The sequence below is a fragment of the Bacillus halotolerans genome, assembly GCF_004006435.1.
GTDB lineage: Bacteria > Bacillota > Bacilli > Bacillales > Bacillaceae > Bacillus > Bacillus halotolerans.
The window spans coordinates 4,050,365-4,076,529 of record NZ_CP029364.1; the positions used below are offsets into that span (position 1 = coordinate 4,050,365).

Annotated in this window: 28 protein-coding genes and 7 pseudogenes; 24 read left to right on the plus strand and 11 right to left on the minus strand. The window is 35.7% G+C overall.

Features of this window, described 5'->3' with window-relative positions; all coding sequences use genetic code 11:
• Positions 1–235 precede the first annotated feature (235 nt).
• Positions 236–582, plus strand: a pseudogene (locus tag DIC78_RS21090) (Y-family DNA polymerase); the annotation flags it as partial.
• Between the two features lie 39 nt (positions 583–621).
• Here the strand turns inward: DIC78_RS21090 and DIC78_RS21625 are convergent.
• The 3 genes from DIC78_RS21625 to DIC78_RS21110 all read right to left on the minus strand — a co-directional run bounded on the left by DIC78_RS21625 (position 622) and on the right by DIC78_RS21110 (position 2,648).
• Entirely contained in the window at positions 622–765 is a 144-nt protein-coding gene (locus DIC78_RS21625) for a hypothetical protein (protein ID WP_024121692.1), read from the minus strand.
• Positions 755–1,885, minus strand: coding sequence for a response regulator aspartate phosphatase (locus DIC78_RS21095; RefSeq protein ID WP_127696870.1), 1,131 nt, complete (start codon positions 1,883–1,885; stop codon positions 755–757). The genes DIC78_RS21625 and DIC78_RS21095 overlap by 11 nt, the downstream gene beginning before the upstream one ends.
• Positions 1,886–2,387: 502 nt before the next feature.
• Positions 2,388–2,648 carry a hypothetical protein gene (locus DIC78_RS21110; protein ID WP_127696871.1) on the minus strand — a complete coding sequence of 87 codons (261 nt, stop codon included), beginning with the start codon at positions 2,646–2,648 and terminating at the stop codon, positions 2,388–2,390.
• Positions 2,649–2,995: 347 nt separating this feature from the next.
• Here DIC78_RS21110 and DIC78_RS21115 point away from each other — a divergent pair, with 347 nt between their 5' ends.
• The 5 genes and pseudogenes from DIC78_RS21115 (at position 2,996) to DIC78_RS22040 (ending at position 4,852) form a co-directional block, all read left to right on the plus strand.
• Positions 2,996–3,229 carry a hypothetical protein gene (locus tag DIC78_RS21115; protein WP_106022513.1) on the plus strand — a complete coding sequence of 78 codons (234 nt, stop codon included), beginning with the start codon at positions 2,996–2,998 and terminating at the stop codon, positions 3,227–3,229.
• A gap of 93 nt (positions 3,230–3,322) precedes the next feature.
• Positions 3,323–3,802 carry a hypothetical protein gene (locus DIC78_RS21120; protein WP_223203877.1) on the plus strand — a complete coding sequence of 160 codons (480 nt, stop codon included), beginning with the start codon at positions 3,323–3,325 and terminating at the stop codon, positions 3,800–3,802.
• A gap of 271 nt (positions 3,803–4,073) precedes the next feature.
• Positions 4,074–4,219: pseudogene (locus DIC78_RS21940) on the plus strand (helix-turn-helix domain-containing protein); the annotation flags it as partial.
• Positions 4,220–4,605: 386 nt separating this feature from the next.
• The gene (locus DIC78_RS22035; RefSeq protein WP_404506174.1) at positions 4,606–4,677 is read left to right on the plus strand and encodes a hypothetical protein; all 72 of its coding nucleotides are present in this window, start codon (positions 4,606–4,608) and stop codon (positions 4,675–4,677) included.
• A gap of 115 nt (positions 4,678–4,792) precedes the next feature.
• Positions 4,793–4,852 carry a hypothetical protein gene (locus tag DIC78_RS22040; protein ID WP_255004945.1) on the plus strand — a complete coding sequence of 20 codons (60 nt, stop codon included), beginning with the start codon at positions 4,793–4,795 and terminating at the stop codon, positions 4,850–4,852.
• Between the two features lie 7 nt (positions 4,853–4,859).
• On the opposite strand, the gene DIC78_RS21130 is transcribed toward DIC78_RS22040, so the two are convergent.
• Entirely contained in the window at positions 4,860–5,090 is a 231-nt protein-coding gene (locus tag DIC78_RS21130; RefSeq protein ID WP_127696872.1) for a hypothetical protein, read from the minus strand.
• Between the two features lie 501 nt (positions 5,091–5,591).
• On the opposite strand from DIC78_RS21130, the gene DIC78_RS21135 reads away from it, so the two are divergent.
• The gene (locus DIC78_RS21135) at positions 5,592–6,215 is read left to right on the plus strand and encodes a hypothetical protein (RefSeq protein WP_024571441.1); all 624 of its coding nucleotides are present in this window, start codon (positions 5,592–5,594) and stop codon (positions 6,213–6,215) included.
• A gap of 87 nt (positions 6,216–6,302) precedes the next feature.
• On the opposite strand, the gene DIC78_RS21140 is transcribed toward DIC78_RS21135, so the two are convergent.
• Positions 6,303–6,482, minus strand: coding sequence for a DUF8096 family protein (locus DIC78_RS21140; protein WP_106022516.1), 180 nt, complete (start codon positions 6,480–6,482; stop codon positions 6,303–6,305).
• A gap of 70 nt (positions 6,483–6,552) precedes the next feature.
• Here DIC78_RS21140 and DIC78_RS21145 point away from each other — a divergent pair.
• The 8 genes and pseudogenes from DIC78_RS21145 to DIC78_RS21190 all read left to right on the plus strand — a co-directional run bounded on the left by DIC78_RS21145 (position 6,553) and on the right by DIC78_RS21190 (position 10,586).
• Positions 6,553–6,804 (plus strand): annotated as a pseudogene (locus DIC78_RS21145) (hypothetical protein).
• 3 nt (positions 6,805–6,807) lie between these two features.
• Positions 6,808–7,024, plus strand: a pseudogene (locus tag DIC78_RS21150) (hypothetical protein).
• Positions 7,025–7,567: 543 nt separating this feature from the next.
• Positions 7,568–7,936, plus strand: a complete 369-nt coding sequence (locus DIC78_RS21160; RefSeq protein ID WP_106022517.1) for a hypothetical protein — start codon at positions 7,568–7,570, stop codon at positions 7,934–7,936.
• Between the two features lie 47 nt (positions 7,937–7,983).
• Positions 7,984–8,148, plus strand: coding sequence for a hypothetical protein (locus DIC78_RS21165; protein WP_127696873.1), 165 nt, complete (start codon positions 7,984–7,986; stop codon positions 8,146–8,148).
• A gap of 55 nt (positions 8,149–8,203) precedes the next feature.
• Positions 8,204–8,449 (plus strand): annotated as a pseudogene (locus DIC78_RS21170) (hypothetical protein); the annotation flags it as partial.
• A gap of 33 nt (positions 8,450–8,482) precedes the next feature.
• Entirely contained in the window at positions 8,483–9,229 is a 747-nt protein-coding gene (locus DIC78_RS21175; RefSeq protein WP_240671132.1) for a hypothetical protein, read from the plus strand.
• A gap of 314 nt (positions 9,230–9,543) precedes the next feature.
• A pseudogene (locus tag DIC78_RS21945) lies at positions 9,544–9,705 on the plus strand (GNAT family N-acetyltransferase); the annotation flags it as partial.
• A 368-nt stretch (positions 9,706–10,073) separates the two neighbouring features.
• Complete coding sequence (locus DIC78_RS21190) at positions 10,074–10,586, plus strand: GNAT family N-acetyltransferase (RefSeq protein ID WP_127696875.1); 513 nt, start codon at positions 10,074–10,076, stop codon at positions 10,584–10,586.
• Between the two features lie 127 nt (positions 10,587–10,713).
• Here DIC78_RS21190 and DIC78_RS21955 read toward each other — a convergent pair whose 3' ends face one another.
• Both DIC78_RS21955 and DIC78_RS21200 read right to left on the minus strand, forming a co-directional pair.
• Complete coding sequence (locus DIC78_RS21955; protein WP_127696876.1) at positions 10,714–10,947, minus strand: hypothetical protein; 234 nt, start codon at positions 10,945–10,947, stop codon at positions 10,714–10,716.
• Positions 10,948–11,153: 206 nt separating this feature from the next.
• Positions 11,154–11,657 (minus strand): DinB family protein, encoded by a 504-nt coding sequence (locus DIC78_RS21200; protein ID WP_106022522.1) that lies wholly within the window; start codon positions 11,655–11,657, stop codon positions 11,154–11,156.
• Between the two features lie 450 nt (positions 11,658–12,107).
• On the opposite strand from DIC78_RS21200, the gene DIC78_RS21205 reads away from it, so the two are divergent.
• From DIC78_RS21205 to DIC78_RS21215, 3 genes are all read left to right on the plus strand, one after another.
• Positions 12,108–12,728: a lytic polysaccharide monooxygenase auxiliary activity family 9 protein gene (locus DIC78_RS21205; RefSeq protein ID WP_106022534.1), complete on the plus strand. Its 621-nt coding sequence runs from the start codon at positions 12,108–12,110 to the stop codon at positions 12,726–12,728.
• A 543-nt stretch (positions 12,729–13,271) separates the two neighbouring features.
• Entirely contained in the window at positions 13,272–13,547 is a 276-nt protein-coding gene (locus DIC78_RS22080; RefSeq protein WP_024121681.1) for a hypothetical protein, read from the plus strand.
• 77 nt (positions 13,548–13,624) lie between these two features.
• Positions 13,625–14,020 (plus strand): UPF0715 family protein, encoded by a 396-nt coding sequence (locus DIC78_RS21215; RefSeq protein ID WP_024121680.1) that lies wholly within the window; start codon positions 13,625–13,627, stop codon positions 14,018–14,020.
• A 12-nt stretch (positions 14,021–14,032) separates the two neighbouring features.
• On the opposite strand, the gene DIC78_RS21960 is transcribed toward DIC78_RS21215, so the two are convergent.
• Positions 14,033–14,263, minus strand: coding sequence for a membrane protein (locus DIC78_RS21960; RefSeq protein WP_024121679.1), 231 nt, complete (start codon positions 14,261–14,263; stop codon positions 14,033–14,035).
• Positions 14,264–14,803: 540 nt separating this feature from the next.
• Here DIC78_RS21960 and DIC78_RS21225 point away from each other — a divergent pair.
• The 3 genes from DIC78_RS21225 to xynB all read left to right on the plus strand — a co-directional run bounded on the left by DIC78_RS21225 (position 14,804) and on the right by xynB (position 18,713).
• Positions 14,804–15,085 (plus strand): permease, encoded by a 282-nt coding sequence (locus tag DIC78_RS21225; RefSeq protein WP_127696877.1) that lies wholly within the window; start codon positions 14,804–14,806, stop codon positions 15,083–15,085.
• Positions 15,086–15,665: 580 nt separating this feature from the next.
• Positions 15,666–17,057 (plus strand): MFS transporter, encoded by a 1,392-nt coding sequence (locus tag DIC78_RS21230; RefSeq protein WP_127696878.1) that lies wholly within the window; start codon positions 15,666–15,668, stop codon positions 17,055–17,057.
• A gap of 54 nt (positions 17,058–17,111) precedes the next feature.
• The gene (gene xynB, locus DIC78_RS21235) at positions 17,112–18,713 is read left to right on the plus strand and encodes a xylan 1,4-beta-xylosidase (protein WP_106022525.1); all 1,602 of its coding nucleotides are present in this window, start codon (positions 17,112–17,114) and stop codon (positions 18,711–18,713) included.
• 149 nt (positions 18,714–18,862) lie between these two features.
• On the opposite strand, the gene xylR is transcribed toward xynB, so the two are convergent.
• A complete protein-coding gene (gene xylR / locus DIC78_RS21240; protein WP_106022526.1) occupies positions 18,863–20,017 on the minus strand; it encodes a transcriptional repressor XylR in 1,155 nt (384 codons plus the stop codon).
• A 256-nt stretch (positions 20,018–20,273) separates the two neighbouring features.
• Here xylR and xylA point away from each other — a divergent pair, with 256 nt between their 5' ends.
• From xylA to DIC78_RS21255, 3 genes and pseudogenes are all read left to right on the plus strand, one after another.
• Positions 20,274–21,611, plus strand: a complete 1,338-nt coding sequence (xylA, locus tag DIC78_RS21245) for a xylose isomerase (RefSeq protein ID WP_101861431.1) — start codon at positions 20,274–20,276, stop codon at positions 21,609–21,611.
• A gap of 162 nt (positions 21,612–21,773) precedes the next feature.
• Positions 21,774–23,273: a xylulokinase gene (gene xylB, locus DIC78_RS21250; protein WP_127696879.1), complete on the plus strand. Its 1,500-nt coding sequence runs from the start codon at positions 21,774–21,776 to the stop codon at positions 23,271–23,273.
• 122 nt (positions 23,274–23,395) lie between these two features.
• A pseudogene (locus tag DIC78_RS21255) lies at positions 23,396–23,533 on the plus strand (glycoside hydrolase family 11 protein); the annotation flags it as partial.
• A 312-nt stretch (positions 23,534–23,845) separates the two neighbouring features.
• Here DIC78_RS21255 and DIC78_RS21260 read toward each other — a convergent pair.
• Positions 23,846–25,285, minus strand: a complete 1,440-nt coding sequence (locus DIC78_RS21260) for a flavin monoamine oxidase family protein (RefSeq protein ID WP_127696880.1) — start codon at positions 25,283–25,285, stop codon at positions 23,846–23,848.
• A 79-nt stretch (positions 25,286–25,364) separates the two neighbouring features.
• The gene (locus tag DIC78_RS21265) at positions 25,365–25,976 is read right to left on the minus strand and encodes a thermonuclease family protein (protein ID WP_106022536.1); all 612 of its coding nucleotides are present in this window, start codon (positions 25,974–25,976) and stop codon (positions 25,365–25,367) included.
• Positions 25,977–26,165 lie beyond the last annotated feature (189 nt).

The window sequence follows — 26,165 nt, forward strand, 5'->3', positions numbered from 1 at the left end:
ATACTGTTCATTCTTTTATCTTCTTGAGCAGAGATAAGGACACTTAGTGAATGTTGAATATTTGATGGCTTGCTACACACATTGAGGCCTTAGCTATTCTTCGACAAGATTAGAGAATCGATGAAATATAAAAAAATGAAAAAATAATACTCTAACAATAAGTAAAGTCGGATCCCCATAGAGTGGGGATCCGGCTTTTTTATGTAATAATTGCTTAGCGTGGGAAATCCGCATTGCAGGAAAAGAAGATCCTGAAGACATGGTCAAAGCAATTCAAAGCAGCATGTGGAGAGAATTTGGCCTAATGTGCACAGTAGGCATTGGAGATAACATGTTACTCAGTAAGCTTGCGCTTGACCTGGAGAGTAAGAAAACGAAGAGTGAGATTACACGTTGGAGATATGAAGATGTGCCAAATAAGGCTTTAGAATGTTCATTCGTTGTTGTCTAAAATGTGGGGATAGGAGGGAGGGTAGAAAGGAACCTGAACCGAATGGGGATATCGACTGTAGGCCAGTTAGCCAAGTTTCCCTTAGAGCTGCTTGAACAAAGTTCAGAATAAAGGGTAACAAGTTGTTGTACATAAGAGTTAAAACCCTTCTCAATGAGAAGGGCTAAACATTAAACAAAAAACTTGGTTGGTTGAATAGAAGTAATGTTCCTTTTAGCTTCATGGAATTCTTGGTCATTCGAGGATGAAAAGCCACTAAACACTGCTAATCCAACGACAACTGACAAGGTGGCTAATGCAAGTTTAAATTTCATATAAACACTCTCCTCTTTGTATTTGGATTCGGGCATCCACCATGACGTCAAAAAAGGTGGTTGAGTTTTCAAATTGCCCTATCTCCTTACAATAATTAGCCGTGTCGAGTGCTAATTCCTCTAAATCTGGATACATAACATTATCTTTAAGTACAGAAAAAGTTCGGAAAACTGTGCGTTTATCTATAGAGTCGATATATAAAGCCTTTAAGTAATTAAACTCAGCCATTAAGACATCGTCATTTATTGCTTTTGCTTTCTCGATTCCTTTTTTGTAAAGAACCAAGGCTTTTTCAATATCCTTCATTTTAAAGTGAATTTGTGTCAGCGTAAATAACGTGTGAGGGAGGAGATCGCTTTTATCTCTTTCATACAATGAAACTGCTTGTTCAATATATTCAGCAGCTTTGTCATACTCTTTCATCTTATAATAACAGTTTCCCAAATTATATAATGATGCACCAATTAGTTTGTGTTTGTTTATGGCTTTTGAGTCTTTTAGGGCTCTCTGAAGATGGGGAACTGCTTTTTCATGACTTTCCAGATCATCAAAGTTGCCTGCTACAACAAATGCACATTGTATTCGGCGAACAGTATAAGTTTTTTGGTCTTTATAAATGTTAAGGGCTGCTTCAGCATAGTGCATTGATACATGGGTTTGTTTCATGTGATAATACACTTCAGCCATTTTGAAATAAAACTCAGCTCGTTCAATTTCATCTGTTACTAAAGCGAGCTTTTTCTCAGCAATTTTATATGACCTTATTGCATTTATATAATCCTTCTTATCAAATTCATACATTCCTCTAAAGAAATTGCAGTAGTATTCCAGGACACCTTTAAGCTTTGTTTGGCTGCTTTCGATCTTTTCTAATAAGTCTGAAATTTTAGGACGTGCTTCATTCAATGACTTAGGTTCAAGGTAATCCAGCATTAGCTGATGACGAAAACACATTAGAGAATAATACAGCAATAAGTCTTGATCTTCCTTCATATGTTTTATTTCTTCTTCAGCCTCTGCTTTTAATATCTCAGCATCTGGAACGGCGAACATCCGTATGTATTTATACCACTCATTGATTTTAACTCCAACCGTGGATGACGGAATTAATTGCTCCATTGAAATCCCTCCCTCTATGTATCCAATAGACTAAATATGTAATATTTTATCATATTTAAGTGTTTAAGGAAGATTAACGTTTTCTTAAAAAGCGAAAAAAATACCCTCCTCGATTAAGAGAAGGGTAGGGGTTTTATCTCGGTGAATCATAATCCATTGCTTGTTCACTATCAGAAATACCTTGAGAGTTGTCGGGTCAACAATGATTCCCATTGCAGTTAAAAAAGTTAGAAGTGCATTAAATTTCTCTGTCAAATTGTCACCTAATACCGTCAAGTCGTATATCGTACACGATCCTAGTACTTATATTACATCTAAGGGTTAATCAGTCGAGATCATTGAGGAATCAAAATATAGCCAAGTGATTGTTATTACTCAGCGCAACAGAAAAGAAGGAACCAGCAAAAGTAGATATTACGGTTGATTTCATACATAAAAGATCACATAGGAAGAAACACCTTGCTTAAAACAAGAAAAAGGAGCTAAAAAGCCCCTTATAAGTTTAAATAACTTTTGTATAAATAGCCTTATAAAACCCTATTAAGTAATCAAAATAATAATTTGTAAGAGTATAAGTATAACCATTGTATTCAAGAGAAGGCTTGAAGTTTGGTATGGGACTAAGCTGATATATGGTATCGTACTCATATTCATCATTTTTCACAACAACTTCAGATGAAACATTCGTTGCCAAGGCAGGAACAGCGGATATTAGCATGCCGAATGTTAAAGCAGAACTCAATAAAATTTTTCGAGGGTTCAATTATATCAACTCCATTTACATATTATGCATTTATTATGCAATATCTGGAGTTTATTTGGAAGTGAATGAAGGATCATAAAAGCCTATTTATTTTCAAAATCGTGGTTTTAAACAAATTAGGGGGAAACGAATGAATCAAGATATTCAGCTTTTGAAAGACCTCCAAACTGAATTGAAAACGCAGGATCATGGCTCTCAAGCTGCACCGCGGTTTGTTTATAGGAGATTATAAATGAATTAGGACTTCAGATGATGATGATGCGGAACGCTGTTCTGTTTACATCCCTGAAGATGGCGAATCTTATGACCTGGAAAGTTATCTAAAGGACATCAAGGAGAATGATGAATTGTCTTCAGAAGCGGTGGAAGATATAGAGTGTGAGGCTTCCGCATTAGATTGGATATATGAATATGTAGACAGTGGCGCTGATCTGATACCAGAAACAGAGGTTCATTACATTTATCAAAATACAATGTTTCTAACTAAAGCAGAGGCAAAAGAGAAAGAAAATGATTCAGAAGTAATCGCAGTTCACCAATCCTTATTCAAAGACAGCCTTCCTTTTGGATATTTTTATTAGTATCAATTCTGTATAAAACATGTATTTTATTCTAAACAAAGAGAGATGTGAACAATAGTAAATATCTTAACTAATATATTGAAAAGTGACAGATTGGATGAATATCCATTATTTAAAAAGTTTTGCTCTCTCAAAGAAAAAGGGTTACGTAAGGAATCCTTTAAACCATTATCTTCCTTTATTGATGAGGCAAAGACATGGGATCATAATGCACAACAGAATTTTGCTTGTTGGCTATTTGCTTTATTTGAAACATCAGATGATATTCATCATACACTCGTTCATCCTTTGGAAAAGGAACTTTTAAAGCCTTTACTTGAGGTATGGATGAAGAGTAACCCCGAAGATCCAAGACCACATAGGTGGTATGGCGTGTTTTTAAATGCTGAAAAACGTGTCGATTACTTATACAATGCACTTAGACTTGGTGGCAGCAATGAACAATTATCCTTATTAACGCTAATCGATATTAATTTGAACGCCCTTTGGTATTCATTTCATCATATATCCAAGATTTGTATCTTGGCGATATTAAAGAAGATACAGCACTTATTACTAAGTCACGGCAGTTAAACAACAAGGTAGAATGTCAACAAACAAGAAATAACAATAACGAAGCACTTAACTATTATCAAGATCTGTTGAATGACTGGGTGTTGTTTACAGAAAAACAATCAAAGGGATTTATTGAATGGTGTGAAAATAAGGGTAGAAATTATCATTGGGTCAAATCCTATTATTACGAAAAATAACAATAGAGGCAGTTTTTATTTGTTTATTGCTTGTTTTAAATTTACATAAAAACACCATTTGATATAGACATTTTAATCGTGAATTGATCACTTTTGCGATTGTCAGAAAGCTATACAGGTATGAAATGGAGCGGTACCCAAGAGAGCTGTTAGATAACTCTTCACATACCTAAACATTGAGCTGCATGAGTTGTTGCTATTTCAAAAAGATCATAACCATATCGATCACTCAGGATAATAATGGTAAACTAAAGTTATAAGGTTGGGAAAGAATTACAAGTTTTCTAGGACAGTGAGCAAATGTAAATATAACGGCGAATGGGTTACTGATAGTCAAGGTGGAAAAATGATATTGATTTAATGGAGGATGTATGAAAAGGAACATTTAAGTACAACAAACCAGGTGAAAACAGATCGGAACAGAATTTATTATCAAGAGTTCACATAAAGAGACAAAGCTTAAGAGACGTTTGGATAAAGAATTTATGGTTTGAGTTTAATGATATGAATTATTTCGTAACGCGGTGGTTATTTTCAGAGGTTGAATAATGCTCAATCTTTTATACTCTGGATTTATGGCAAATCGCATTAGTCACTATTGGCATCATAGGATTTTACGCTTTAATCACTTATTTGGTGTTTGCTGTCCCTTTGCAATTTGCAAGTGCTGCTGAGAAAAAGAGGAAAAAAGTTTAAATTAATCTTTTTATCTACACAGCTATAGCTTTTGTAGCTGCGTTATCGTTCTTTGTTGTGACTAATCCAACAAGTGCTCTTGCTTGCTGTGCTAAAAAGCTTAAATTATTTCATTATGAGCATTGTTGCAGCTTTCATTTATTGGTTCTGGGACTCTATATTCTTACGGAATTAAAATAAGTTTAAATCATGAATTTCACACCGTTTACAACAAGTAAGAAGGCTGCTGTTCCAAACAATAAATATCCAGACAGTTTTTGTTTGCTTAATATCGCTTCAATTCCGACTACTGATAAAAGTGCTGCAACAAACAATTGAACAACCAGCAACAATAATTCATTTTGATTAAACAGTGAGTATACGCACAAGACTAATGCAATGCAAGAAACCGAAATTTTTGCAACTTTTAGCAAGGTATCACTCCTTATGCAGTCATGAATTAACCTTAACACGATTACGTGTCTTAATCCGAGAGCATAAAGAATCAAGATAAAAGAAGTGTTTTATTTAAAATTGGGGAAGTTGCCTTGAACATTTTTATTTGGATTGCCATGTTTATAGCTATTTTTGGCGGCTCTTATGCAGGTTACAAAAGGAATAAAAAGAAAGAGCTCAAACAAGAAAAGTAAGTATATAAGAAAAGCCAACAGAAGATATTTTTATTTTGATTATGGAACAATTCCTGAAATTTAAATGAAGAAAAATAAGTGAGTTATAAGCTACATTTGAAAACATTTATAAATACCTAAAAATAATGAGAGGAAGATAAATTATACAGTTCTTGAGTTAAGGTTGCGATCTTTAAGGAACCTACACTGTCATATTTAATTGTGAATATTTAGGAACTTTGTTCGAGTTAACTGAATATGTTGATTTTGGTCATTGACCTAAATTATTTACTGAGGTGTTTTGTTGTGTATAATTATCAATTCCAAAAATTCTATCAAAATTGGGACGACGCAATGTATCCTGTATCGTTTGACTACAGAAATGATTACTTAAACTTTAATCCTTACGTAGAAAGTATTGAAAGTGATGAGCGTGTGACATTTCCTTTACGGGGCTCACAGCATACAGAATTAGGGGATCATAGACGAATGGCAACCAATATTATTATATCCTCAAGTGGAAGATTAGATGCAACCACTAAAACATGGACTAGTAAAAAGTGGAAAGGGTTCACCGGCACAGTAGTTGTTTTCTTAACTGATTCAAGGGGGAACATTCTGTATGCAACAGCTCCACGTAGGTATGGTGTAAATGGTACAGCGTTGGGAGGACATAATAGAACTGACACATGGTATGAAATGATTCCTAGAAGTGTTTTAAATAAAACAACTGCGTATGCAATTCATCACGCTTACACTCCTACTCCAAGAATAAACCCTACGGAATTTAAAAAATGGTCAGATGCCATTGCTCCATTGGTTAAAGCATACAGTGAAGGGCAACAGAGAGAAATTTATCTTTTCCCAGAAGTACATGAGGCCATTGAGTTAGAACCTTTCACTTCAATCGACACAGAGGAAAGCTACTAATGTAACAGTTTCAAAGCCCTATAGAAAAATAACTGTAGGGCTTGACCTCAATGTCTTTAGATTATACATACACTGGAATTAATTAACCTAAATGCTCTTTTTCATCCCACAGCACCGGCATTCACGCAAGAATATTCCACTCTTCACAGAGCTTTTGAAGAGTGTGTAATCGCAATTGTCGCAGCGTCCGTATTTTGTATCTGGATATTCTTTGTAATCATAAACGATTGAAGTATCATACCCGTTTGTTTCCAACTTCTCTTCCACACGATCACCCACATAATTTATTCAACATACTCAAGAATAGCAAATTTCGTTCGATATAGGGAGGGAACAAATGATTGGATTAGCTTATTCTTTAATTATTTGGCTTGGAGTTGGATTATTGACTGGCATTAAGTTTATTTTTGTTGATCAGGTCTATGATGAAGTATTTTAAGGACTCATGGATAAAGAAACAGCAGCGAGCATGGAAAGGAATTTGGCCAGCCTGTTTTTCAAAAATAAGCTTAACGTTATTGCCTTTTACATGTTAATGGGGCTACTGCCATTAGCTATGAGGATTACAAAATTATTTAAAAGAGGTTGATTTATGCCTTTGATTGATTATTTTTATGTACTGCAGTTTGAGAACAAGGAATACTTCAAATCATTTAAATTAGATGAGGACGGTTATTTGACATCTAGCGACCTCCACGGCGCTTCTAAATTGCAAACAATGTATGAAGTCATTGAGGTTGCAAGCGAGCTCAAAACGAAGTGTAATGTGCAATGTGAGGTAAGGGGAAATTCAAGTGGTGACACGCTAAAAGTTTAATAAATGTGCACCAGATAAAAGATGAGTCACAATAAATGAAAAAGCCTTGTGGATTTAAGTTTCCACAGAGGGCTTTTTGTTAATACAAAGTAGGAATCGGATAACACGCAACTCTTTCAATTAATCTTTCATCAAATCCATAGAATGTCCAAAAAGTACCGTTCCATCTATATCCTGCAACTTCACCATACTGGAGGTATGTGGGGTAAAACCAAAATCCCTCACCATTTACCAACCAAACATAAGTGTAATTATTTAAACAGTCAACTAAATAATGTGAAGGATAGGGTTTTGGTGGTACGTAAGACGGTGGAGGGGATTGTGGTTGTTGTCTCATTAAACTATGGGTCGGATAATATCTCATATGTTTCACTCCTTATCAGTCAGTACTTCAACATTATATGAATAAACACCCAAAAGGTTAAAAACACTAAGGAGCAGTTCTGAATAGACTGCTTTTGGTTTAGTCTGACCATGGAAAATTGTAGTATAATAGTAATAAAATAATCATTTTATTATGAGTGGGGTTTAGAATGTGCTTAAAGAAAGAGGTCAAATAGGTCAAGAATTTGGCGCTGAAGAAATTGCCGAATATTTAAAGTCAAAGGGCTATAAACCAAAGCTTAATGTTAATCACTATCGGAATCACTTTGGTGGCTCTATAACCTTTTGGCGCAGACTAAGGAGATACTACATAGCTCTTATACAGTTTGATAAGCCAGGGGACGGAGATCCGCTAAGTAGTAAAAATGGTTTTACGCAGTTAGGTATGGACTCTAAAGGTCAAGCTGAGAAAATAATGATTCAGTTAGTTGCTCATTTTAACGGATGGTATAGAACAACCAAAAAACCATATTCTGATGATGAAGAATGGATTAAATTAAGAGTCAAAAGAAAGGAATAAAAATAATTCAGAATTGCTTGGCTTTACTTTGAAAGGGGTCGAGTAAGATGGACAAGAAAAAGAATGAAATACAAAGAAAATATAGGGAGCAAATAAGGGAGAGAACGGAACGAGAAAAAGAAGATGGTAGTTCACACACTTTTGAAATTGTTATTGTACTAGCCATCATTATTTTGATATTTTTCTTTAACTCAGTATTTAAGGCTTTTTAGATAAATGAATTTATAAGTATAGCTAAAACTTTTAATAAAGAGTTAGACACAATAGCATGAATTTAGGAAAACTAATACTAAAGTAGGCATTGCTTACATTGAGGATTTAAAAACATTTGCAGATGTAGACTATAATAGTCTAGAGATTTTTGAAGATGGTGATGTGAAATATCATTTGCTAACTATTGATGATTACCTCAAAGTTTATAATAAGTCTTTATTAGATGGCTATAGAAGAACAAAGAAGAATAATAAAGACCAAATTAAAATTAACATATTGAATAAACTGATACAGTATTAAATTCTGTCTTCACTTTGTTCCAATTCAATAAAGGTGAGCATTTTGGCTACTACATTGAATAGAAGTTTTTTAACCGAAATCAGAAACAGACTAAACAACCAAGGAATAACTTCAGATGACTTTCATATTATTCAACAAGAACAGAAGGCAAGGAGAATAAACTTAAATATTAAATATTTATATGATGATTATTATTACAATGCAACAATTGAAGGAGAGGGCTCTCGTATATCATGCCAATATAGTCCAGGTGAAGTAGTTTTAACTCAAAATAAACATAATATGAATTCTAACGATCTTTTAGACAGCATCGAAGGATGGGTTAATGCATTACGAAAGGAAATAAGGAATACAATTTTAGGAAGACAAGCTGAGGAAACAGAAGAAAAATTAGCTGAGCTTGAAAATTTGGTTCGAGAGAAATTTAAAGAAGATGTAGAAACCTTTTTTACTAGGAAAGAAGCTAATGAATTAAAAGAAAAACTCAGTCAACTTGAAAAACTTTATAACGAAGCTATTAATAAAAACGAAACTAATAAGAATCAATCAAGAGAAGAATATACAAAACTACATGATGAAGTTGAATTATTAAAGGAACAAGTCGAGTACTTATCAAAAAAGAAATGGGCAACTGCTCTAATGATAAAAATAATGAATTGGACTTCACGAAATCCTGCCGCAGCTAAACAAATAGGGCAAGAAGCAGTAAAAGCACTTCTCCCAAAAGAAATTGAGGAATCACTACCGCCTAGCCTACTGCCACCTTCAGACGAACAATAAAAAACTGATTGTGAAAAAAGGCGAACTTTTCTTCATTATTGTATTTTTATAAATAGAAAACATCCTGCTTCCTTTGTTTTGATTACAAAGGAAGTTTTTTGTGAAAAAATGTTGTGATCTTGTGGTTTTTGTTAGGTATTTACACTTTTGTGTATAAATTTAATCTTAACTGATTAATTAAAAAATAAATGAGTTTTAAATAAATTAAGAATTTTAAAGAAATTCATTTGAATTGGAGACTGACTCGGTTACATTCCACAGTTACCTGATTGTCAAATTTTAGTTTTTTCAGAGCCCTTTCAACTAGCAATCTTGCAGATTATTATCCGAAGTTTGGTTTTAAGCCAGCTAGCTTATGGAATATAAAAGCGCCCTTTGAGGTGCCTGATGAAGTATTTATGGCTCTGGAATTAGCAAATCATTCTCTTGAAGATGTGCAAGGTGTCGTTCATTATTCAGAAGCTTTTATGGAGTGAAAGCTAGATGATTGATTAGAAATTGATAAAAAAGAGGTTATCCCTGAAATTGTCATTTTGTGGATAGCCTCTTTTTTGTGTAAATAGCTTTAAAAATGAAAAAGAAAGCTGCAAAGTGATATGAACGAAAATAATAAAGACGCGATTATCGAATCATTAAACCGGAAAGTCAAGCGATTAGAGCAAGGATTTACGTGACCAATTAAAGGCGTACACAGAAGTCTACAAGAAGATATAGCTGAGACGCCTACCCTTTGTTGTTTGTAAGGGGCCCAGATTGTTGTATAAGGATAGTATTTAAAGAGGTTATTATTGTCTTAATATCGAATAAAGATTAAGTGTAATTATTTTTGATGGGAGTTATTTTAATGCATATAACAACAAAAAGGTTATTGATACGTGAATTTGAATTCAAAGATTGGAAAGCTGTATATGAGTATACGTCAGATATGAATGTTATGAAGTATATACCAGAAGGGGTTTTTACTGAAGAAGATGCAAAAGCATTTGTAAAGAAAAACAAAGGTGATAACGCAGAAAAATTTCCTGTAATACTAAAAGATGAAGATTTTCTTATCGGCCATATTGTTTTTTATAAGTATTTTGGTGAACATACATATGAGATTGGGTGGGTGTTTAATCCGAATTATCAAAATAGAGGATATGCTTCTGAAGCAGCACAAGCGATCTTGGAATATGGATTTAAAGAAATGAACTTACATAGGATTATAGCTACGTGTCAACCTGAGAATATTCCATCATACCGAGTTATGGAGAACATTGGAATGAGAAGAGAAGGCTTTTTTAAAAAATGTATTCCTAAAGGCAATGAATGGTGGGATGAATATTATTACGCTATTTTAGAGGAAGAGTGGAATTGAACTATATTGAAGGAAGAAACATTGGCGATACAAACAAAATACCATCTCCTACTTAGAACACTGAAATGGCAGGAGACATTCTTACATGCAGGGCATTTTATTTGAGACAATTCTAGTAGGATTAAAACTATATATTTACTAATGTGTAAACCAATACAACGATGAACAAGAAATATGAAATATAAGAAATTGCTTTTGACGAACTTGCTTTATGTTTTTGGAGAGTATATATAAGTGCAAAACCCAAAAAGAAAACAGTCACAAACCAAGAAGTGTATTCAGGAAAGATTGCGACCAGCAACACGATGATCGTTGAAAAAATAAATGAGGAGTAATGAGTAACTTTTTGATCATGATTCAAAGAAATCACCTGATAAATTTTTACCCATTTTAATGTGTATCAAAACATTATTCAAAAAGGAGATTAGAAAAATGCCAGATATTATTTCTGATGTTAATAACATTGATTAAATGAACAAAAGCAAAAGGAAAGAGCATGTTTTGAAAAAAAATTATCGAAACATGCTTTTATATTTTGTAATAGGTTAACTTCGTTATAAAGGCTGCTTACATTTGCGGGGGTTCCAAACCGAATTTTGTCCATTCCTCTTTAGCTGGACCATAAATACCTGGAACAGTTAATCCTGCTTGTCTCATAAGAACAGTCATTTGTCCTCGATGGTGATTTTGATGTTGAATCAAAAACATCAAAAGTGAACCATTTGGCAATTGTTGACCAATAAAGTTGATACGTTCTTGAAGTGTATGATCAGTCCATTGGGTTTTTAATGCCTGTACAAACGCATTACTGGCTTGATGATAGCTGTCTGCAATAAACTGAGCTGAAGCAGGGACAGGATAATCTTCAGCAGGGGCATGAAACGTTAAGTCTGTGTTTGAGGTAATGATGCGAATGGCAGCAACAGTATGCCACGCAATACGGCCTAAAGTCCAATTTTGTGAAGTTATTTCTTGTTTAAGTGATTCATCAGTTAGACTATTTAGTAGTTTCTGTGTAGCGTCGGCTTCGAACTCCCAAGATTTTAAAAAATGGTCTAAGGTTTGAAACACAAAAATCCTCCTTATGATGTTTTGTTTTCTTTTTATAGTTTAATTATACCTGCCCGTTTAGTTAAAAAGAACAAAACTTTAGACAAGAATTTTCTGAGGAAAAGAAGGCATCGCAACATTCTTATAGACGTCACGACTTTATCTCAAAGTCACATGAATTTCAGCTACCACTGAAGATTGAATAAATCCTTTTGTTAGTTATTAGGGGATTAAGAATATACCGCTGGGTTGAATAATAATGCAGATGATATGTGTTAAAGCAAAGATTGAAAAAGAGTTCGCCATCTGTGATTACATTAAAAAGCTATATGAAGAACAAAAGAGCTTGGAAGTATGAAGTTCTTTAAGTGTAACGCCATCAAAAATAAAGAAGGAGTTTACCTGACATATAATGAATTATTATAGTAGGAAAGAGAAAAAATTTACAGCAAAGGGAGGAATGAGTTGGTAATGAAGGGTTTTATCAAAGGCGCTGTTCTAACTGCTGTTCTAAGTGTGGGTGCTACTTTATTTGCAGGTGATGTATCTGCACACGGGTATATAAAAGAACCTGCTAGTAGAGCGTACATGGGATCATTAGAAAAACAAATAATTGGTTGGACAGCAGCTACACAAAAGTATGGTTCTGTAGTTGATAATCCTCAATCGGTAGAAGGACCTAAAGGGTTTCCAGCCGGAGGTCCGCCAGATGGAAAAATTGCATCGGCAAATGGAGGCTTTGGTCAAATTGACTTTGGGTTAGACAGGCAGACTGCAGATCAGTGGGTAAAACAAAACATGCATGGAGGTCTAAACACCTTTACTTGGCACTATACTGCTCCTCACGCAACATCAAAGTGGCACTATTATATAACCAAGAAAGATTGGAATCCAAACAAACCATTAACAAGAGATGAGTTTGAATTAATTGGAACAGTAGATCACGATGGTTCAAAGGCAGATACTAATCTTTCTCACAAGATTTATGTACCAACTGATCGCAGTGGTTATCATGTCATTTTAGGGGTGTGGGACGTTGCGGATACCTCTAATGCCTTTTATAACGTAATTGATGTAAACCTAATACAATGATGTTGAACCTCCATCGAACAAATCTTAATCCCAATGAACAAGAATATGAGGCTTAATCAGAAAATTGCCATCAAATCTGGCACAGTGTATACCGCTGAGGTTTTAACAGCTGCCAATAGTTGTGAAGCCATCACCAGCTAGTGAAACGTCTACAGTACAATGAAGGAAACTGTAACGGAACCGGGAGAACACAGAGTGTTTGAGTGTGGAAGTACGAGAATCAGCTATCTATTGCAGATCGGTTAGATGTTCGTGCATCTGCCGATCTTTTTTAAATTTTAATTGAAGTCTACTCAATACATAGAATAGAATGGCATTAAGTTTCTTCACTTCCTTGATAATAACGAATAGAAAACCATTAAGATAAACCCTATTTTCGGGATATGAGAAAAGAATTAAGCTCAGTGTGAACTGAGGCAAGGTTTGAAGCATCTCTCAAAATTAAATAAAGCGTTGTTGAAGCAATAGCACGGAGACAATGACGTCTTAATATATTTTTTAATAAAAATACGATTTTAAAGAGAACGGAGATTTACTTTTAATATGAATTTTAAAAAAGCTGCAGTCATCTTTTCATTTGCTTTTCCAATTATCTCAGCTATATTAATAATTAATTTTTTGACTGGGATTATTTCAATGCCGTGGCAAGGAATGCCGGTATTGTTCCCTTTATTACTCTCACCTATAGGGATAATGCTCGCGTTAGTTTCAATCAAGACAAATAAACGGTGGGCTATATGGGGAATCATTTTAAATTCAATTTTGTTACTATTCCCTTTCTTCTTTTTTATAGGTGGAACTTTGTTATTCGGAGTCTAATTTTTAAAAAGACGTGAAAATCGATGAAGATTTTGAACAATTGGATAACTGGTTGATACATGGTAGGGGGTGCTGATTTGAGCCTCAATCAAAAGACGTTAAACAGTTATGTTTATACTCTGGTATTCTCGAGTTTGTCATATGGTCTAGTCTTTGGCTTGTATATGTTTGTTTATTCGGGATTTATGGCGATCGCCTTAATCACAATAGGCATCATTGCATTCTACTCTTTTATCACTTACTTAATCTTTGCTTTTCCCTTACAATTATTACTAAGAAGAAATCCCAGAAAGTTCAGTTTGATCCATTTTTTAATTTATACTGCAGTAGCTTTTTTGGCTGTGTTCGTGTTCTGGTTTGTTGATTATCCGCCTAGTGCTCTTACAGTGTTCAGGAGCTTAAATTATTACATAATGAGCATTGTTGCTGCGTTAATTTATTGGTTCTGGGATTCCATATGCCTGCGGAATTAGTTTATTTACTATTTAAATCATGCATTTCACAACGTTCACAACAAGTATAAAAGCCGCTGATCCAAACAACAAATACGCAGACCTTGTTTGTTTCTTTGAAAGTGTCTCCACTCCCATTAAAACAAAGAGAAGTGCAACTAATACTTGGAGAGAAACCAAGAGGAATTCACTTTGATGATATAAAGAATATACGCATAGGATTAAAGCTGCACATGAGATCAAAATTTTTGAAGCTTTAAGCAAAGAACCACTCCTTGAAAGTTTTTTTAAACCATAACACGGTATGAGCTTTTATTGGAGAGGAAAAAGCAAAAGAAGTGTTTTATTTAAAATTGGGGGAGTTGACTTGAACATTTTTATTTGGATTGCCATGTTTATAGCTATTTTTGCCGGCTCTTATGCAGGTTACAAAAGGAATAAAAAGAAAGAGCTTAAACAAGAAAAGTAAAGTATATAAGTTTCTGGAAACGGACTGTGAGAATTCTGAAAGAGTATTAAGTTAAATGCTCTTTTCTATTCCACATCTCCGGCATTCATGTAAGAATACACCGCCTTTGCAGAGTTCTTGAATAAAGCTAATCGCCATTGTCGCAGGGTAAGGAGTGTTTATTTGTATTGGAATAGAGCGGAAAGAGAATGGTGAGTCAAAAAGCATGGCAGCTGAGAGGGTTTGTAGAGCGGGCTGCTATACTTGTAGACCTGTATCAAAAGCGGTTTAATATTGGAAACGGATTTAAAAAGGGGTGAAAAGCTATCAAAACATTAGTTGTATTATCCAGTTTTATGGGGATTGTGTTATCAATTATTGGACAAATATTTGGAATCCTAACCGATTTCTTTATTCCAGGCATTGCTCGATTTATAGGGGTTTTAGCGGGTATTCTAGTATTACTTAGTTTGAAGTCAAGAAATACAGAAATGCAGGCTTTTATAGTAGGTTCAAGCACTGCGTTAGGAATAATGGGAGCAGGATTTTTATATTTTCCAGCTGCGATGATCAATGTCTTAATTGGTTTCAAGCTAAACAAAAAGTTAAAAGAAGAGAACACTAAGGAGCAGATCTGAATAGACTGCTTTTTGTTTTATTCAGAGTTGAAGTTTATATGAATTTAAAATTTTACAGGGTTCTTAGAAGGAATGAAATCTTTTTGAAGAGAATAATCAGGATATTTGAGAAACTGACTGTTAAAAAAAGCAATAATCAATACTTGCTGCAGGCTGATTTAAATTTTCTGAAAAAACATTGAAAAAGTTGATAGGATTTTATAATATTAAGTCAAGTTAGTTTGTCCAGTCAACAAACTAATGAAGGTGACTTTATTAGTTCCATAAGATAAGGTTATTTCTAAATATAAAGGGGGAATAAAAGGCTCGATTTAATTGGAGCTAAACAATATATATAACAAAAGAGTGTATCTTTAATCCTTTCCCAAGTATAGGAGTGCAACGAAAAAAGATGAATTTACTGCTTGCTGATCAGATCATTTTGTTCGATGAAGAATAATCTGTGAAGTTAAAGCACTCATATTTTTTGTGATTTTTTGAAAGCGCTTTTATAAACGATTACCGGCCGAGGTGAGTTTGAGAAATTTTTATACCATTTCATACTGTTCCTTATTTAATGATCGAAAAGGGAGGAAAAATCATGGTCAGTGAAAATTTAAAGAAGATTAGCATGACTGAAAAAGTTGGCTATGCTTCTGGAGATTTTGCATGTAATTTAATTTATGCAACGGTGTCTACTTATCTTTTGTTCTTCTATACAGATGTATTTGGTTTATCGGCAGCAACAGCCGGTACCATGTTCTTAGTGGTTAGAATCATCGACGCTCTAGCTGATCCTTTTATTGGAACAATAGTAGACAGAACAAATAGCAGGTTTGGACGCTTTAGACCGTATCTTTTATTCGGAGCTTTCCCATTTGTAGTACTTGCATTACTCTGTTTTACAACTCCAGATTTTTCAGACATGGGGAAATTAATATATGCCTATATGACCTATGTTGGTTTGTCGCTTACATACACAACCATAAACGTTCCATATGGCGCGTTAACTTCTGCAATGACTAGAAATAATCAAGAAGTTGTTAGTATAACATCTGTTCGTATGTTATTTGCGAATCTTGGGGGACTTGTCGTTGCATTTTTTGTTCCCTTATTGGCTGCCTATTTAAGCGATACTTCCGGCAACGAATCTCTTGGCTGGCAGCTAACCATGGGTATTTTGGGAATGATAGGTGGGTGCCTTTTAATCTTTTGTTTTAAAAGCACAAAAGAGCGTGTCACTCTTCAAAAGTCTGAGGAGAAAATTAAATTATCGGATATATTTGAGCAATTTCATGTGAATCGTCCACTTGTTGTATTAAGCATTTTCTTTATTATTATTTTTGGAGTGAATTCAATAAGTAATTCAGTTGGCATCTATTATGTGACATATAACTTGGGAAGAGAGGATTTAGTGAAGTGGTACGGTTTGATTGGAAGTTTGCCTGCTTTGGTCATTTTACCGTTTATTCCAAGGCTTCATCAATTATTGGGGAAGAAAAAACTACTAAACTATGCATTATTACTGAATATTATCGGCCTCTTAGCTTTACTATTTGTTCCGCCAAGTAATGTATATCTAATACTCTTCTTTCGATTAATTGCTGCTGCCGGAAGTCTCACTGCCGGGGGATATATGTGGGCGCTCATTCCTGAAACAATAGAATATGGAGAGTATAGGACTGGGAAAAGAATGGGTGGGCTCATTTATGCTATTATCGGATTTTTCTTTAAATTCGGTATGGCACTGGGAGGGATTGTTCCTGGGTTGGTTTTAGATAAGTTTGGATACGTGGCAAATCAAACACAAACCCCGGAGGCATTAACGGGAATTTTAATTACAGCAACAATCATTCCCGTGTTCTTGCTGGTTCTAGCCATGATTGATATTAATTTCTATAACTTAGATGAAGAGAAATACAAAAAAATGGTACGAGAATTAGAGAATAGAGATAAAATTTATTTGGATAATATTGAGGAATTCAAGGCATGAAAATGGCACCAAATAAGAGAAGCCTATTAAGAAAATAGCTGAGGAGGAGTTCAAATGAAGATTATCAATCCAGTACTTAAAGGATTCAATCCCGATCCAAGTATTTGTAGGGCAGGAGAGGATTATTATATCGCTGTATCTACATTCGAGTGGTTTCCAGGTGTCCAGATACACCATTCAAAAGATTTAGTGAATTGGCACTTAGTCGCACATCCATTACAAAGAGTTTCACAATTAGATATGAAAGGAAACCCTAATTCAGGCGGGGTTTGGGCACCATGTTTAAGTTATAGTGACGGTAAGTTTTGGCTGATCTATACGGATGTTAAGGTAGTAGATGGCGCTTGGAAAGATTGTCATAATTATTTAGTTACTTGTGAAACGATTAATGGTGATTGGGGGGATCCGATCAAATTAAATAGCTCAGGATTTGATGCTTCTTTGTTTCATGATACGGATGGAAAAAAATATTTATTAAATATGTTATGGGATCAGCGTATTGATCGGCATTCATTTGGAGGAATTGTCATACAGGAATATTCTGATGAGGAGAAAAAATTAATTGGTAAACCGAAAGTTATTTTTAAAGGGACCGATAGAAAACTAACAGAAGCTCCGCACCTTTATCATATCGGGAACTATTATTATTTATTGACTGCAGAAGGAGGAACACGGTTTGAACACGCTGCTACAATTGCCCGTTCTACAAATATTGAGGGTCCATATGAAGTTCATCCCGATAATCCAATCTTAACATCATGGCATGATCCTGGAAATCCATTGCAAAAATGCGGTCATGCATCCATTGTTCAAACACATACAGATGAGTGGTATTTAGCTCATTTAACGGGCCGTCCTATTCATCCTGACGATGATTCAATTTTTCAGCAGAGAGGATATTGCCCTTTAGGTAGAGAAACAGCTATTCAAAAACTGGATTGGAAAGATGATTGGCCTTATGTAGTAGGTGGAAAAGAAGGAAGCTTGGAGGTAGAAGCGCCTTCTATACCTAATACAATGTTTCAAGCAACGTACCCGGAAGTTGATGAATTTGAGGACTCAAAGTTAAATATAAATTTTCAAACTTTAAGGATCCCGTTTACGAATGAATTAGGTTCATTAACTCAAGTGCCAAATCATTTACGATTATACGGCCATGAATCATTAACCTCGACATTTACTCAGGCATTTGTAGCCAGGCGTTGGCAAAGTCTCCATTTTGAAGCAGAAACGGCTGTTGAGTTTTATCCGGAGAATTTTCAACAAGCCGCTGGATTGGTGAACTATTACAATACAGAGAACTGGACTGCTCTTCAAGTCACGCATGATGAAGACCTTGGCCGTATTCTTGAATTAACAATATGTGATAACTTTTCTTTTTCACAACCATTAAAAAATAAAATTGTTATTCCTCGTGAAGTAAAGTATGTATATTTAAAAGTAAATATTGAAAAGGAAAATTATTATTATTTTTATTCTTTTAACAAAGAAGATTGGCACAAAATTGACATTGCATTGGAATCGAAAAAATTATCAGATGATTACATCCGTGGAGGAGGATTTTTCACGGGAGCCTTTGTAGGGATGCAATGCCAAGATACCAGTGGTAATCATATTCCGGCCGACTTTAGATATTTTCGCTATAAAGAAAAATAATTGTTTCATGAAAAAAGGAGACTTCTATTTTAGAACTCCTTTTTTCATATCCTTCAGAAATACTCCTATTCAACATCAATATAACAAACAAAAAGCTCATCTTTAAAGATGAGCGCAGGACATAGAGATCTGTACATTTTAATAATAAATTACATTGTAACCATATCCAGAAAATGATCAATAACAATGGAGGACATTCCTAATGCCGGTGCATTTTTTCCTAAGAAAGACGGTAATAATTCATAGCTATTGCCTAATTGGGAATAAACCCTGGACGACACTTCACTTCTAATTGAATTTAAAACCATAGGATGCGATTCAATTATGCTGTTTCTTAAAATGATGGCTTGAGGATTGAATGTATTTAGAATATTGGTAAGGCCTATTCCTAAATAGAATCCAAAAGTCTGTAATGCATTTAAAGTTCCGATATCATTCCGGTGGGCAAGGTCTATAATATCTTGATAGGACACTTTTTTCTCTTTAGTCTGAAGAGATTTTAATAAAGCCTTCTCTGAAGCATACAATTCCCAGCAGCCTCGGTTTCCGCAACTGCATTTAGGGCCATTAAAGTCTATTGTCATATGTCCCATTTCTCCAGAGAATCCGCTTACCCCTCTATATAAATCATTGTTGATAATAACACCGATCCCTATCCCTGTACTGACACTTGCATAAATAATGTTATCGTGATTTTTTGCAGCACCGAATACTTTTTCTCCATATGCCCCAGCATTCGCCTCATTTTCTATAAAAACGGGCACATTGAACTTCTCTTGTATGAAAGATTTTAAGTCAATATCTCTCCAGTTGGAGTTCGGAGTGAAAACAATTTTTTGATTTTTATCAACTAGTCCAGGCACGCATATGCCTATACCAGTAAGCCCGTATGGAGATTGTGGCATATGCGTAATCAAGTGATGAATCATATCAATTAAAATGTCTTTGGTTTTTTCTGGAGAATTCGATTCCAAATGATGATGTTGATCAAGAACGATCGTTCCTTCAAGATCTGTTAAAATGCCATTAATATAATCCACACCAACATCTATTCCTACGGAGTATCCTGCCTTTTTATTAAAAACAAGCATGACAGGTCTTCTTCCGCCACTTGATTGTCCCTGACCTATTTCAAAAACAAGATTTTCTTTCATTAACGTGTTTACCTGTGATGAAACAGTTGATTTATTTAATCCAGTCTTTTCAGATAATTTTGCTCTTGAAATAGGTGAATTTTTAAGAATTTCTTTTAATAATAACTTTTGATTTACTTTTTTGACAAAGGTTTGATCAGCGATAACCACTTAATCCACTCCATTTGTATAATCTTTAAATTAAGTTGAAATGTATTGTTTTCAGTATGAGACATAGTACATAGCTAATCTTACCTTTACTATATCTAATGTGTTCATAAAAAACAAAAAAAATATTGAAAATACTGATGAGGTTATATAAGATTAAAATAAGTTAGTTTGTTCGAACAACAAACTAATAGACAACTTACTTACAATATGAAATAAATTGCACTGTATTTGAAATGATTTTTAAGGGGGAAATAACATGGCTCAATCTCATTCTAGTTCAGTCAACTATTTTGAAAGCGTAAACAAAGTGGTTTACGAAGGGAAAGATTCCACTAATCCTTTAGCATTTAAATATTATAATTCCCAAGAAGTAATCGGCGGAAAAACGATGAAAGAGCACTTGCGGTTTTCTATTGCCTATTGGCATACATTTACCGCTGATGGAACAGACGTTTTTGGGGCAGCTACGATGCAAAGGCCATGGGATCACTATAAAGGAATGGATCTGGCGAAGGCGAGAGTAGAAGCAGCATTTGAGATGTTTGAAAAACTAGATGCACCATTCTTTGCTTTTCATGACCGAGATGTTGCACCAGAAGGAAGTACGTTAAAAGAGACAAATCACAATTTAGATATCATCGTGGGCATGATTAAAGAGTATATGAGAAATAGCAACGTTAAGCTATTATGGAATACTGCAAACATGTTTACGAATCCCCGTTTCGTCCATGGTGCGGCGACTTCCTGCAATGCAGATGTGTTTGCGTATGCTGCAGCACAAGTAAAAAAAGGGTTAGAAACAGCAAAAGAGCTTGGCGCCGAGAACTATGTATTTTGGGGCGGCCGTGAAGGATATGAAACATTGTTAAATACCGATTTAAAATTGGAGCTTGATAATTTGGCGAGATTCATGCATATGGCAGTGGATTATGCGAAGGAAATCGGATATACAGGGCAGTTTTTGATTGAGCCAAAACCAAAAGAGCCGACCACTCATCAATATGATACAGATGCAGCAACAACCATTGCCTTCTTAAAGCAATATGGCTTAGACAATCATTTTAAATTAAATCTCGAAGCCAATCATGCCACATTAGCAGGGCATACATTTGAACATGAATTACGGATGGCAAGAGTACATGGTCTTCTTGGCTCTGTTGACGCGAATCAGGGTGATCCTCTTTTAGGCTGGGATACAGATGAATTTCCGACGGATTTATATTCTACGACATTAGCAATGTACGAAATCCTGCAAAATGGCGGCCTTGGGAGCGGTGGATTAAACTTCGATGCGAAGGTCAGAAGGTCTTCTTTTGAGCCTGATGATTTAATATATTCCCATGTTGCGGGGATGGATGCATTTGCAAGAGGATTGAGAGTAGCCCATAAATTAATCGAAGATCGTGTGTTTGATGATGTGATTCAACATCGTTATCGCAGCTTTACTGAAGGAATAGGTCTTGAAATTACAGAAGGAAGAGCTAATTTCCATACTCTTGAGCAATATGCGCTAAATAATACAGCAATCAAAAACGAATCAGGAAGACAGGAGCGATTAAAAGCTATATTGAACCAATACATTTTAGAAGTATAACAGATAAAGAGAACCGCTATAAAAAGGTATAGCATGATAGCTAATACCTGAGACTACCCGTCATGATTCCTTACCTTTTGCTTATTGTTCATGACGGGTAATTTCTATAATTGGGATTTATTTAGAGTGAATGGTTTTTTTATAAGGGTAAGAGGTGAAAAAATGAAGTATGTCATTGGAATAGATCTTGGAACGAGTGCTGTTAAAACGATTTTAGTTAATCAAAACGGCAAGGTTTGTGCAGAAACGTCCAAAAGTTATCCGCTCATTCAAGAGAAGGCAGGGTATAGTGAGCAAAATCCTGAAGACTGGGTGCAGCAAACAATTGATGCATTGGCTGAATTGGTTTCCATATCCAACGTTCAAGCCAAGGATATTGACGGGATAAGTTATTCAGGACAAATGCATGGGTTAGTACTGCTTGACCAGGATCGGCAGGTGTTACGTCATGCGATTCTTTGGAATGACACCAGAACCACGCCTCAATGTATTAGGATGACCGAGAAATTCGGTGATAATCTGCTTAACATCACAAAAAACCGTGCTTTAGAAGGGTTTACATTACCTAAAATCTTATGGGTGAAGGAACATGAGCCTGAACTTTTTAAAAAAACAGCTGTTTTTTTGCTTCCGAAAGACTATGTGAGATTTCGTATGACCGGTGCCATTCACACCGAATACTCCGATGCAGCAGGAACGTTACTTTTACATATTACTCGCAAGGAGTGGAGCGATGATATTTGCAATCGATTTGGTATTTCTGCAGATATTTGTCCTCCGCTTGTTGAATCTCATGGTTGTGTAGGATCGCTGCTTCCGAACGTTGCGGCTGAGACAGGGCTGTCGGAAAAAACAAAAGTGTACGCTGGGGGAGCAGATAATGCTTGTGGTGCGATTGGAGCCGGCATTCTTTCTTCCGGAAAAACATTATGCAGTATTGGAACGTCAGGGGTCATACTTTCATACGAAGAAGGCGAAGAAAGAGACTTTAAAGGGAAAGTGCACTTTTTTAATCATGGAAAAAAGGATTCTTTTTATACGATGGGAGTCACGCTCGCTGCAGGGTACAGCTTGGACTGGTTCAAAAGAACGTTTGCCCCAAACGAATCGTTTGAGCAATTATTGCAGGGGGTGGAATCTATTCCAATAGGAGCAAATGGACTACTATACACTCCTTATTTGGTAGGTGAAAGAACGCCACATGCTGATTCTTCTATTCGGGGAAGCTTAATTGGAATGGATGGAGCACATAAAAGAGAGCATTTTTTGAGGGCGGTTATGGAAGGCATTACATTCTCTTTACATGAATCAATTGAGCTATTTCGAGAAGCGGGAAAATCAGTGCATACCGTTGTTTCTATTGGTGGAGGAGCTAAAAATGAAACGTGGCTTCAAATGCAAGCTGATATTTTCAATGCGAGGGTGATAAAGTTGGCAAATGAACAAGGCCCCGCCATGGGTGCTGCTATGCTAGCTGCCTTTGGAAGTAGGTGGTTTGAATCTCTTGAAGAGTGTGCAGAGCAGTTCATTCGTGAGGCTGCTACATTTTATCCAAAGGAACAAAATGTTCAAAAATATAAAACACTATTTGATGTGTATAAGAAAATTTACACTCACACAAAGGATCTAAATACAGCCTTGAAGAGCTTTCGAAAAAACTAATTATAAGTGTGGTTCGTAAAGAGTGTATTTTTTTGTCAGGGGATCAACGAAAAAACAATTAACGACTAATCATCAACAAAGGCATTTGATGACAAAACTACAGCTCAAATCGGCTCCCTAGCTATGAATATGAATGGAAGGATTATGGGAACACAAGTATGACGCTCAATAGCGGCGGCGCATATAGTGCCCAGTGGAGTAGCATTGGGAATGCTTTATTCCGAAAAGGCAAAAAATTTGATACAACCAAGACTCACTCATAACTTGGAAACATGTCAATTCATTACAACGCAACCTTCAATCCGGGAGGAAATTCAAGCAGTAAATCAACCTTTTAAGTTTTAATTCAAATCCTGATTTGGTATCAGTCCAAACTCTGGATTTACGATCAAATCTGAAGTATTGTCTACGCACAAATAACCCCTCACATTAAATGTGATGGGGTGTTTTTGATAAGCTACACGATCTAATTGCTATTTCTATAATATTCAACAAAATCAATGTTCGTCATTAAAAAGCAATATCAAATCTATCTATAGGAGTCACTAAAACGAATATAAAAAACGTAGGATTTAAGTTATACGATTCACTTCATACGCCGTTCGTATTCCGGATTCAATTGCTCCTTGCATCCATCCGTGAGTAAGTGAGGCGTGTTCTCCAGCGAAATGTATTTTCCCTTCAGGGGCAGGGATGTATGGATACAGCTGTAATTCCTGTCCTGGTTCGAAAGCTGTGAAACCCCCGGCTGAATATGGATTTTGGGTCCAGCTAAAAGAAGCGCCGGTCACAAACTCTGACCATACAACATCACCATAGATTTCCGATAAATTCATTAACGTATAGCGGAGGCGCTCTCCCTCTGAAAGACTGTCCCATATCAGTGCCTCATCCGCCCATGTGTAACTCGCTACAACGACAGCATGTCCATTCGATCCAATGTCAATGCTGGGATAATACGAAAATCTAATCGGAAGATCAGTTATCGATTTGCCGCCGCGCTGCCCAGCTTTTTCCCAAAAACGGCTCTTAAACTCTATTCCGATTTTTGTTGCGGCAATATAGTTGAGTTCACGAATGGCCCGCCGTTTATAATAGGAAAATGAATCATATGGTTCAACTTGTACAAAACGCAATGTTGAAAATGGAATGGTTATGATAGCGAGATCGCCTGTCACTGCCAAATGTTTTGCTGTCTGTTGATGAATGCAGTTAACCGTAACATTGTTTTGGTTTTGAGATATTTTCACCATTTTATGATGGAAGACAATATGTTCTTTTAATTGAGGAAGAAATGCTTGAGGAAGCCGATCCATGCCGCCTGTTATTTCATAGAAGCGAGTTGGCGACGTATAAAAGATGGATTCCCGTAACACTTCAACAAGGGACATCCCCATATATGCTTCCATATCCAAAAGTACGCCGATCATATCGATTGCACCGTATGAAAAATAAGTATTCAAGTAAGAGCCTAACGAATGGTTCCGGTATTGTGTTTCAACAATCCGCCAATTTCTCGCAGGATCTACATAAATAAAATTGAGGATAGGCTGCAATACAGAAAGCATCAGCTCTTCGGCCGTTTTTCCTTGTTCATTTGCTGCAACTGGGTATCTTAAGATACCCGGATTGCTTTCAAAATGATGAAGACGTGTTTGAATGCCATTAGCGTAAATGATGTCCATTGGAGTTCTGTTCAAAAATACACTAGTTGGCAGGCTGAATCTTTTTATATATTCCAAGGTTAGAGTATGGATATCCGGAATGCGCATTGGTCCAACATTGAAATACAGCCCGGCACTGAAGGGAGATCGCAACGTGCAAACTCTGCCCCCGACTCTATCACTCGCTTCCAGAATCGTCACTTTATGTCCCGCATTCTTCAGTAAAGATGCAGAAACAAGCCCGGCCAACCCAGCGCCAACAACAATTATGTTCTTTGGGTATTGTGATGTGCTAAGACCATTTCTAATAATCGCAATCATGTCTTCGTTCTTTAGTAGAGAATTCATTTTTGTGAGGCACCCTCTTTTTTGATTTATTGCATTATATTCATTCAAAAGGGTGTCTATCACGAACTATATCTTTTTTTTACTTGTGTTTTTCAGTTGAGTGCTGCTTAACACAGCCTTTAAATCCTCTGGCATTCACATAACCGTTTTTACTCCAAATAGAACGTTTTTTCGTTTGTGCTTCCTGTTCATCTTTTCTAAACTGGTCTATGTATTTCGTATTTGGCTCATAAACATATGCTACTCTGGCTAATCCTTCTTTTAACAGTGTTTCTTGAACAGACTTGCCATCGACATAAACGTAAGCTAACAGCCTTCCGAATTTATCTCTGCGCTCTCCTTTATCAAATTCTAATTGCAGCTTGCCGCCGCTAACCAATTCTTTGTTTCGTTTAGATGCATCCTCGCCATATGGCTGAACACATGAATGTGGCTTTTTAGTCTCTGGAGTATCAATGAGCAAGTAGCGAACCGTGTCAATATTGCCGTTATAGCTAACTTTGATCGTATCTCCGTCAACAGGCCTTTCTAATACAGCATCCACCAAGCCTTTTTTTGCTTCAGAATTAGAATTCTTGGCAACTGGCTGTTTAAGATCTGAATGGCTTTTTTCAGCAGTATCATTTAATCCGCAGGCTGCCAAAGAAAAACTCAAAGCTAATAGACTAAAGCCTAACATTACTTTCTTCAATTCCATTTCCCCTTCTTCTGTTTCTATCTCAATCAACCAACATTCATTATAATGATATCGCTATTTATTGTGAATGTAATTTTTCTTAACACGTTTATATTAGAGTACTAGCTTTTGATCAGTATTCAAATATCACAAAAAGGTTTCAAAAACATAACCATAACATAATGAAAATAGAACATGTTCAGC

Coding starts and splice junctions, on each gene's coding strand:
- DIC78_RS21190 (WP_127696875.1), top strand. CDS start 10,074: ATGCATATAACAACAAAAAGGTTATTGATACGTGAATTTGAATTCAAA.
- DIC78_RS21225 (WP_127696877.1), top strand. CDS start 14,804: ATGGGGATTGTGTTATCAATTATTGGACAAATATTTGGAATCCTAACC.
- DIC78_RS21165 (WP_127696873.1), top strand. CDS start 7,984: ATGGACAAGAAAAAGAATGAAATACAAAGAAAATATAGGGAGCAAATA.
- DIC78_RS21260 (WP_127696880.1), bottom strand. CDS start 25,285: ATGAATTCTCTACTAAAGAACGAAGACATGATTGCGATTATTAGAAAT.
- DIC78_RS22080 (WP_024121681.1), top strand. CDS start 13,272: ATGAATTTTAAAAAAGCTGCAGTCATCTTTTCATTTGCTTTTCCAATT.
- DIC78_RS21230 (WP_127696878.1), top strand. CDS start 15,666: ATGGTCAGTGAAAATTTAAAGAAGATTAGCATGACTGAAAAAGTTGGC.
- xylB (WP_127696879.1), top strand. CDS start 21,774: ATGAAGTATGTCATTGGAATAGATCTTGGAACGAGTGCTGTTAAAACG.
- DIC78_RS21625 (WP_024121692.1), bottom strand. CDS start 765: ATGAAATTTAAACTTGCATTAGCCACCTTGTCAGTTGTCGTTGGATTA.
- xylA (WP_101861431.1), top strand. CDS start 20,274: ATGGCTCAATCTCATTCTAGTTCAGTCAACTATTTTGAAAGCGTAAAC.
- xynB (WP_106022525.1), top strand. CDS start 17,112: ATGAAGATTATCAATCCAGTACTTAAAGGATTCAATCCCGATCCAAGT.
- DIC78_RS21095 (WP_127696870.1), bottom strand. CDS start 1,885: ATGGAGCAATTAATTCCGTCATCCACGGTTGGAGTTAAAATCAATGAG.
- DIC78_RS21205 (WP_106022534.1), top strand. CDS start 12,108: ATGAAGGGTTTTATCAAAGGCGCTGTTCTAACTGCTGTTCTAAGTGTG.